The following is a 7,370-nucleotide window of genomic DNA, read 5'->3' as shown; positions in this document are numbered from 1 at the left end:
ATCAGTGCCTGTGACCCGGGACGCCGACCGCCTGGTTCGTGTTGTCCGTATTCATGTCGTTGAACAGGTTCCCCATGTTTCCCAGATCGTCGCTGTGGTTCTTGGCGAGCTCCTTCACATTTCTCAGGAACTCCAGACATGCGTCCTTCGGCGGTTCGTAGTTCGCCTTCAGAGACTTGCTGATGTCGTCGCCGCCGCTTTCGTCCAGGGGATTCCGGTCCAGGGTCTGGGACAGGTTCGTATAGATGTCGTTCATGATCGTGCTGAAATGCTCGATCTTGGGCGCGCCATCCAGGAGCTCAGGAATATCGGCGGAGAAGACATTTCCGTCATCAGCCATTGTCGTCCGTCCCTTCCCGTGGTGCCGTGGCCGCGGTCATGGCGGCGTCGAACATCGCCTCCAGATCCAGGTCACCGCCCACCGGCAGACCGAGCCCGTCCGGCATGAGCCCGGACAGCGTGGTCATCGCCTCGCGGGACGCGTCGTCCTGGGCCTGCTGTACCGTCGCGACGATGCTCGCGGCCAGCTCCGCGGGCGCGAGCCGGCGGTATCGCTCGCCCGCCAGTTTCAGATCGACCAGCCTTCCCTGGTGGTCGACGGTCACGGTCACCACCCGGTCCTTCGACACCGCCGAGCCGGTGATGCTCGACATGCGCTCGGTGGCCGCCTGGATGCGCGCCTGTTCGGCCCGCAGGTCTGTGATGGCGGCGTGCAGGTCGTACTCCGGTGGGTTCACCATTCGTCCTCCTCCTTGTCAGGGCCTGACTCTGTCCGTCCGGTCCGGCTCGACGGTGATCGCCGTTCGCTATGCCGAGCCGGTCGCCTCCTCGCCGGCAGGGGTCGTGCGCTCGTCGTTCGGCCGCGGGCGCCGTGGGATGTCCGCCCGTCGCTGCCGACGAGCGGGACCGGCCAGCGGGAACTCCTCGATCTCGTCCTCTCCCTCGTCGAGGCGGCCGATGGCTCCAGAGCGGACGTCGACCCGGGTGCCCCAGATCTCCTCGTCCTCTGTCAGCCAGGTCTGCCGCTCCCGCTCCTGCGGTTTCTCGCCGGCCCCACCCGCACCGCCACCGCCGCCCATCATCGGCGGGAAGAACGGGACACCGCCGCTGCCGTCGGTCGGGGACCCGGGAGCGCCGTCCGCGCCTGGAGATCCGGAATTGAGCAGGTTGGACGCACCGCCCAACCCGTTGTCGCCGTCCAGCCCGCCGGAGCCGCCAGGCCCGCCGAACGGGTTCCCGGCGCCGCCGTTCCCGAGAAGATTCGCGCCGGAGCCGAAGCCCTTTCCTGGGTCGCTGCCGAAACCACCCGGACCGAGACCCAGACCGCCGTCCGCGCCGGCGACGCCGGTCGGCGGCTTGCCGAGGTTGACGTTGCCGTCGGGACCGCCGCCGTTCGCACCGGGCGGGATGAGCGTGTTCGAATCGCCGGAGCCGGGCGGGAGCAGAGAGTTCCCGCCGCCGCCGTCGGCCGGCGGCCCGAGAAGGTTGTCGAGGCCGTTCTCGTCGAACGCACCGTCGCTGCCGGGGCCGGTTCCGTTCGGATCGTCGATGCCACCGTCGCCGTTGGCGCCACCACCGCCTGGAGGTACCAGCCCGGGGAGGAACCCGCCGCCGCCACCGCCGTTCGCGGGATCTCCACCGCCATCGGGCGAATTCAGCCCATCGGGACCCCCACCGTTGGCCAGGTCGAGCGCGTTGGGGCCTCCGCCGCCGTCGGGCGGGTTCAGCCCGTCGGCACCGGGCAGGTTCAGGCCATCCGCGCCGCCGCCATTCGCCGGTGGCAGGTCGAGATTGTCGGCACCACCGCCACCGCCCCCGCCACCGTCCGAGGGTGGCGGCAGGTTTCCGTCGCCGCCACCGCCGTCTGGGGGTGGCGGCAGGTTGCCGTCGCCGCCACCGCCGTCCGGGGGTGGCGGCAGGTTGATCTTGTCGTCGCCGCCACCGCCGCCATCTGGAGGCGGTGGCGGGTCGTCTTTGTTGTCGCCGCCGCCGTCGCCTGAATCGGTATCGGGTTTCGGTGCCGTCTCCGGCGGCGGTGCGGTGAGCTCCATGAGCGAGCTGGTCGCCATGACGTACTTGGGCGCCAGTGCCGCTATCGCGGTCTGCGCCGGGCCGTCCAGAAAACCCTTGAGGTTGTTGAGCGCATTCTGCGTGATCCGGTTACTCATGCCCGTCCAGGTGCTTTCCTGGGTCAGGTCACCGTAGGGGCTGTCGCGCAGGATATCCCGGATATACGATTCGGCGTTCGCCCGGCCGCCGTGCTTCACCTTGTCGTCAAGCTTGTACCAGTCTGTGCCATTATCATAAAGACCAGCAGCATTAAGGTAAATATTGAGCTTGGAACTCATCTGCGCGATCTGATCTGAGATCCAGGTGCGCATTTTATAGCCGTTCGCGATTTGCCAGCTCCGGGACATCGTCGTGTTGAATACCTGGAGCTGCTGGGCGGCGTCCGCGACCGAGGTGGCGATCGGCCCTCCGTGCCGGCTGGCGAGCTGCTCGTAGGTGTCCTTCAGCCCATCGCCCTCCACCTTGAGGCGCCAGTAGATCAAAAACGCGGCCTTGCCCTTGAACGAGGAGTCGTCGGAGTTCAGGCGGCCGGCCCATTGGTCAAAGCCGCCGCCGGTCGTCTGCGCCCAGTTGGTGAGATCGTTGATCGCATACGACAGCTGCGTGAGCGTCCACGAATCCATACTTCCGCGTTTTCCCCACGCGACGTCCGGCATCATCTCGTCGATCGCGTCGACCGCCGTCACCCAGGCGTTGATCGCGTCGGTGTTGAGGTTGACGCCGAAGTAGTACTTGTCCCACGCGTGGTAGCTCCACCAATCGCTCGCGCCGGGGCTGCCATTCCAGTTGAAGAAATTCGCCTTCGCGGGAGTGTGGAGGTCGACGCCCTCGCTGGTGAGCGCCTTCAGAGCCTGCTCGAACGTCCACTCATTCCAGTTGCCGTGGTTCGGAACACTCAGGCCACCGGAACCGTCGTCTGCCATCGCTCCTCCTCCTCAAGCCTTCTCGGTCTGCCGCCGGACTACCGGCCGGCTCAGGTCGTGTTCGGACTGCCGGTCACGTCGGGGTACTCCTGCCCGAACTTCGAGGCGTCGTAGGTCGCCAGGTCGTCCGTCTTACAGAAGATCTCCTCGGCGTTCTTGAGCGCCGTGAAGAAGGACCGGATGTCCGTCTCGAAGTTGGCCAGCCGGGTATGCGCCGAGCTGCCGAACGTGCTCGCCTGCGTGAGGAAGTCCTTGGCCACCGACCAGTCCTGGGAACCGGGATGGAAGCGGCTGCTCAGCGTGGGGTCGAGTTTGAGGTCGGCCGACGGGCCGAGGTACTTCGGATTGGTGTCGACGTCCTTGTCGATGCCGTTCAGATAGGTGAGCAGCTGCTCATAGTGCGCCTTGTCGAATGACGTTATGTTGCCGCTGTCGTCGGCCATGATGTTCCTCTTTCGCGTGTTCAGGTAAGGCCCTGCTATTGGTGGAGACGCGGGGCCGGAGCCGGCGAGTGACTCGCCGGCCCTGGCACCTGCGGGCATCAGCCCGTCCGAGCGGTCACATCATCGCGTTGGCACCGCGGTTGTCTCCGTCACGGAAGTTCTCAGCGACGTTGATCGACGACTGGGTGTGCGTGTTGAGCTGCATCTTCATTTCCTGGTACGACCTGTTCCACTGGGTCTGCTGCTCCTCCCACAGCGGGGTCGCCTTACCACCGCTCGCCTGAGCGATGTGGGAAAGGGTGACGTTGAGGTCGTCCATGATCGCGTCCATGCGCCCCACCTCGCTGACCAGCCCGGCGTTCACGTCGGAGTAGTTGCTGTGGTTGACCCAGAACTGATCCGGCATCTTCGATGTCCTTTTCCGTTGGGTTTCTACTTGGCCATATCGGTGGTGTTGTTACTGGTCGAGATGTTGATCTGCAGCAGCGCCTGAGCCTTGTTGTTGAGCTCGGTCAGGTTGCTCACGCAGGTGTGGAAGTCCGAGTTCCACGTAGTCAGGTGCTGGGACAGGATCTGCCCCGAGTCGGACCGGTTCGCGTCGACGAGGGAGTCGGTGTGGCCCTGCACCATGTTGTTCACGGTGTTCATCTCGCTGATCGCGTCATTGGTCTTGTTGATGATCGTCCTCAGGTCCTGCCCGCTGAAGTGATAGGACGAGGGGTCGAAGTCGCCGAACTGACCCGCCATTTGTTTCTCTCCTTAGGTTTCGCTGTTGCCGTTGGGGGTTCCGTCGCGAATAGGAGTGGGATCAACCACCTCCCGAGCCGAGCGTCTGCAGGACGGGGCCGGTCGGCAGCAGAGCCAGCAGGTCGGTCGGCACGGGGACCATGACGGAGGTGGAGTAGCCGAGGGCGGTGGCCGCCGCCACGCTCGCGACGGGGAACTTCGCCCCGTCCTCGGTCACGAGGTAGAGCCCTTCGCCCGGCACTCCGGGCGCGGGGAGCGTACGGGCGAGCATCCCCGTCCGTGGCGCGACCACGACCTGGTCGGCGATCCGGTTCCCGGTCGCCGTGGTCCCCGTCGGCGAGCCGCCGACCACGGTGGCCACCGCGTTCGCCGCGGTGACGGGCTGGGCGACCACGGTGACCAGGGCGGTCTGCGCCAGGTTCCCCGCCGGTACCGAGCGGACGCACGGCATCCGGTCGGCGTCGACGGCGTCCAGGGTCGGCGGCGCGGCGGGCAGCGAGACCGCCCAGGAGGGTGCCGCCAGCACCTTCGACGCGGCGAGCGCGGCCGGGCCGAGGTCGATGACGGACGCCGCACCGGAGTACGCCTTCGCGGTCTGCGGGTCACTGAGAACGAGCGCCGCAACGGTCTGGGTGATGGTCTGAAGACCGCCGGTGGTCAGGAGGTAGTAGCGCTGGTCCCCTCCGGCCCCGCGCGAGACGAAGACCTGCCCGACCTTCGCCGGGTGCCCCTCCAGGGCCGGGGCGCCTTGGCCGATGCCCGGTGTGACGGGCTGGGGCAGGTCCGGGCCGGCCGGGATGATGTCGAGCCAGGCGTCGCGTACGCCGATCGCCGCGTTGTCGGAGAACCCCAGCGCGCGCGTCACCCAGGGGGCGGTGACCCGCAGCCGGTGCCCGCCCGTGATCAGGTACGTCGTGCCGTCGGAGGAGCGGACCAGCACCGCCTGGTGCGCCGAGATCGGGCGCTCGTCCCCCGTACGGCCGATGGAAAGGGACAGCGCGGGCCGCGAGCCGGTCGTCGTCGAGCAGGCCAGCCACGCGCTCTTCTCCGGCTTGGGGGCGGGTAGGGCGTCCGGAGCGCCGACGATGCCGACCGGGCCGCCGCGTGGCACGTTCTTCAGGGACTTGGAGCCGACGGAGGCGACGGTGAGCTTGGCGCCGAGCAGCAGCCGCGCGGACGCGTAGTTCAGCACGGGCCGCAGCCGTCCGCCGGCGAACACGTAGCGGGTGCCGGTCTGCGAGTCGATGATCAGCGTGCCGGGCTTTCGCCACACGCTCGCCCCGCCCGGTGAGACGGCCGCCAGCACCGAGAACCCGACGACCCCGAGTATCGCGATCAGGGAGCCGATGACGAGCCCGCTCCACGAACGCCGCAGCGGGGGGACGGCCAGGTCCGGTTCGCCGTGGAGGAGTGCGGAGACGAGCCGGCCGACCATGAATCCGTGTGCGTGTACCTGATCCCGCCGGTTATGCATCAGGTCCCCCTCTCCTCGGATCCGCTCGCCGGGTGCCGTTGGTCCGCTCGCTCATTGCCATCCGCCCCGGGCTCGGGCGTACAGGCCGACGACCGACAGCACGAGCGGGAGGGCCGCGATCGCGGCGCCGGTGTGGGCCAGGTCGGCGATCCGTCCCCAGTGCGGCAGCATCCGCCGCCCCGGCAGCACGCGGGCGACCGAGAGCAGGAGCCCGGCGACGACCAGCAGCCCGGCCACGATCACCGGCCGGACCAGCGCGTCCTGGTCCGACGCCAGATCCACCGTCACGGTCGCCAGCCCGGCCACACCCGGCAGGAGCACCGCCAGCCGTGCGCGTATCCCGAACAGGTCCCGGCTGTGCAGAAGCAGCAGCAGGGAGGCGACGGCCGTCAGGGCCCGCGCGCTGATGCCCGGTGTCGTGCCGAGGATCAGCAGGCAGACGCTCGCGACGGCCCCCAGTGCCGTGTAGAGCCAGCCGATGTGCTCGTGCGCGCGGGCGGTGCGGTCCAGCACGACCCGGCTGGGTTCGGGGTCGATGCCCTGCTGGAACTCCTCAGTGCTCGTCGGCAGCGGCGGGATCCGCAACTTGGCGAACCGTGAGGCGATCACCGGAACCGCGGTGCCGGCCGCGAGCGTCACCGCGAGCACGATCGCCGCCGCGGCCGTCCCGTTCACCAGCCGCAACGAGACGAGCAGGCCGCCCAGGCCCGTCAGTACCGCCGCGAGCACCGTCGCGGTGAGGCCCGCCAGTGCGCCGCCCACCGCCGAGCGGGCCACCCCCGCCGCCGTCGCCGACCACGCACCCGCGGCCAGCAGGCCGGACGCGCTCATCAGGTTCTCCGGACCCAGCGTGTGCGCGCCCGCGGGCAGGGCCAGCCCGGCCACCACTGTGAACCCGATCGCGCCGGCGGCCAGCACGATTCCCGCGGTACGGTCGCCCAGCGCGCGGGAGGCGCCCGCCGCGCCGGCCAGGAGGATCGCTCCGGCGGTACCCGCCACGAGCATGGCCTGCGTTCCCGTACCGCTCATCGGCGCGATCGCCACTCCGAGCGCGAGCACCACGCCGATGAGCGCGAGCACGAACCGCCGCGTCGTCTCCGGCCGCCACCGGTCCGGCCGCTCCGCGGTTCCGGTCGCGACCCCGTCGACCAGGTCGTCGAAGTCCACCGGAGGCAGCTGGTCCGCCCGCGGCCGCAGATGAAGAACGTCGCCGTCGTACAGGCCCAGCGCCGCGGTGGCCTGGTCCTCATCCAGCGGCGGCTCGCCGAGCCGCTGCAGCACCCAGCCGTCGTGGGAGAACCCGGCCGTCGCCAGCTCCAGGCCCAGATGGTCGAGGAACGTCGGCAGCAGGTCGGCCACCGGCACATGGGCCGGCACGGCCAACTCGATCTGCGAGGACGGGCCGCAGATCGTCAGCCGGCACATCTCGCCAGCGCCCAAAGCATGCGAAGTAGACATGCCCCACATACTGTTTCCGGCCGCCAGAGGGTTCAGATGCCGGAGTGCGCGAAGGCCGCAACCCTATTGACCCCGGGAGCCGTAGCTAGGGGGGAAATCACGGGACGCCCCGGGAAAGGATGTGGTCATGAGTACGACGCTGTTCCGGCGGCCGCCACGGCAGTCACCGCCTGAGATGCCCAGTGGAGAGTTGTCCCTGCAGGAGCCTCCGGTCCTGCCGGAGGCGCCGACGGGCAACATGGGCATGTTGTTGAT

The 7,370-nt window shown here is 68.8% G+C and carries 8 protein-coding genes; all 8 read right to left on the bottom strand.

The genetic code is table 11. The features are described 5' to 3' along the window. Position 1: 1 nt before the first annotated feature. Positions 2-340: a hypothetical protein gene (locus tag QWU11_RS44385; RefSeq protein WP_290120625.1), complete on the bottom strand. Its 339-nt coding sequence runs from the start codon at positions 338-340 to the stop codon at positions 2-4. After that, positions 333-740 (bottom strand): YbaB/EbfC family nucleoid-associated protein, encoded by a 408-nt coding sequence (locus QWU11_RS44380; protein WP_290120624.1) that lies wholly within the window; start codon positions 738-740, stop codon positions 333-335. Before QWU11_RS44380 ends, QWU11_RS44385 begins: the two co-directional genes overlap by 8 nt. A 66-nt stretch (positions 741-806) precedes the next feature. After that, positions 807-2,993 (bottom strand): hypothetical protein, encoded by a 2,187-nt coding sequence (locus QWU11_RS44375; RefSeq protein ID WP_290120623.1) that lies wholly within the window; start codon positions 2,991-2,993, stop codon positions 807-809. Positions 2,994-3,043: 50 nt separating this feature from the next. Beyond that, positions 3,044-3,436 carry a hypothetical protein gene (locus QWU11_RS44370; RefSeq protein WP_290120622.1) on the bottom strand — a complete coding sequence of 131 codons (393 nt, stop codon included), beginning with the start codon at positions 3,434-3,436 and terminating at the stop codon, positions 3,044-3,046. Positions 3,437-3,551: 115 nt separating this feature from the next. After that, positions 3,552-3,842, bottom strand: a complete 291-nt coding sequence (locus tag QWU11_RS44365; protein ID WP_290120621.1) for a hypothetical protein — start codon at positions 3,840-3,842, stop codon at positions 3,552-3,554. Positions 3,843-3,868: 26 nt separating this feature from the next. Beyond that, on the bottom strand, positions 3,869-4,183 hold the full coding sequence (locus tag QWU11_RS44360; protein WP_290120620.1) for a hypothetical protein: 315 nt from the start codon (positions 4,181-4,183) through the stop codon (positions 3,869-3,871). A 61-nt stretch (positions 4,184-4,244) separates the two neighbouring features. Beyond that, the gene (gene eccB / locus QWU11_RS44355; RefSeq protein WP_290120619.1) at positions 4,245-5,657 is read right to left on the bottom strand and encodes a type VII secretion protein EccB; all 1,413 of its coding nucleotides are present in this window, start codon (positions 5,655-5,657) and stop codon (positions 4,245-4,247) included. Between the two features lie 51 nt (positions 5,658-5,708). Further along, on the bottom strand, positions 5,709-7,115 hold the full coding sequence (gene eccD, locus QWU11_RS44350; RefSeq protein WP_290120618.1) for a type VII secretion integral membrane protein EccD: 1,407 nt from the start codon (positions 7,113-7,115) through the stop codon (positions 5,709-5,711). Between the last annotated feature and the right edge of the window lie 255 nt (positions 7,116-7,370).

Origin of the sequence: Actinomadura sp. DC4 (genome assembly GCF_030406325.1) — a bacterium.
Lineage (GTDB): Bacteria > Actinomycetota > Actinomycetes > Streptosporangiales > Streptosporangiaceae > Actinoallomurus.
This window is presented reverse-complemented; position numbering and strand designations above follow the sequence as displayed.